Here is a 1,347-nt window from a genome sequence, read left to right on the forward strand (position 1 = left end):
GCCGCGCTGGCCGTCGGGGACCGGCTGCCGCTCTTCCTCGGCGCGGTCGGGGTGGGCGTGGCGGTCGGCTTCGGCGCGGCGCTCTGCCTGGCCTTCGGCATCGGCGCGGCGGCCGCCGCGGCGGTGGTGGCGGCCGTGGCGTTCGGCGCGCTGCCGGCGCTGCCGATGATCTCCTACCGGCTGGCCCGGCTGCCGGTGCCGTCGATCCCGACCGGCCCGGACGACCTGAAGAGCGACACCGAGTCGGTGGACGGCCCGCAGGTGCTGCGCAACAGCGAGCGGGCCGACGCGTTCCTCACCGGCCTGCTCTGGACGGTGTCGGTGCTGGTGCTCGGGGGCGAGCTGGTGCTCGCCGACAACGGCCGGCTGCCGGCGGTGCTGCTCTGCCTGGTGCTGGCCCTGCTGGCGCTGCTGCGGGCCCGCCCGTTCCTCGGCCGCGGCCAGCGCACGCCGGTGCTCCTGGCCGGCACGGTGGGCCTCGGGCTGGCCGCCGCGGCCACCTTCGGCGCCGGCTCGCTCGCGGTCCGGCTCGGGCTGATCCTGGGCGGCCTGCTGGTGGTGACCGTGATCAGCCTGATCTACGGGCTCACCGTGGCGGGCAAGCGGATCTCGCCGGTCTGGGGCCGCACCCTGGACATCGTCGAGATCCTGCTGATCGTCGCCCTGGTGCCGCTGGCCGTCTGGGTCTGCGGCCTCTACGGCTGGATCGTCAACCTTCGACCGTGACCGTCCCCATCGCGGTGCCGACCGGAGCGGTGGCGTAGACGCCGGGCCCGTGCTGCCCGTCCAGCGGGCGGGCCGGCACGCCGGAGCGGCGGGCCACGTCCCGGACCACCTTCACCAGCGCCTCGGCGTGGCCGTCCATGGCCGCCACGCGCAGCAGCGGCGGGAGTTGCCGGCCGCCGGGGAGCACCACCGCCGCGACCGTGTGCGACGGGGCGGAGGTGGCGGTCACCGCGTCCACCAGCGCGCCCAGCGAACCGTTGGGGCGGACCCGCAGCGCCAGGCACCGCTGCGTCCAGCCACCGCCGCGCAGGCTGGTCCAGCTCTCCACCGGGGATTCCGGGGCCAGGTCGAGCCCGGCGCCGGAGACCACCGCCGCGTGCAGCTCCTCCCGGCCGAGCACCCGGTGGCCGAGGCCGGCGGCGTTGAGGGCCTTGCCGAGCCGGCCGATGCCGGCGGCGACCGTACGGTGCACGCCGCGCAGGCCGCCGCCCCGGCTGACCGTCTCGGCGCGGGCGTCGGCGACCGACAGGCGCAGCGCCACCCAGACCGTGCGGTGCGCCGCCGGGGGCGCGCCGGGCGCCGGGTACCAGACCAGGGTGTGCGAGACGACCTGGGTCTGGG

The 1,347-nt window shown here is 77.4% G+C and carries 2 protein-coding genes; one reads left to right on the forward strand and one right to left on the reverse strand.

What is annotated here, in order from left to right; genetic code table 11:
- A partial coding sequence (gene eccD, locus B0E53_RS36520) for a type VII secretion integral membrane protein EccD (RefSeq protein ID WP_107079923.1) occupies positions 1-726 on the forward strand: 726 nt, incomplete at its 5' end.
- Here the strand turns inward: eccD and B0E53_RS36525 are convergent.
- Positions 710-1,347: type VII secretion protein EccE (locus tag B0E53_RS36525; protein WP_146167976.1), on the reverse strand; the 638-nt coding region annotated here is incomplete at its 5' end. The genes eccD and B0E53_RS36525 overlap by 17 nt on opposite strands.

This window comes from Micromonospora sp. MH33 (genome assembly GCF_003013775.1).
Lineage (GTDB): Bacteria > Actinomycetota > Actinomycetes > Mycobacteriales > Micromonosporaceae > Micromonospora > Micromonospora fulviviridis.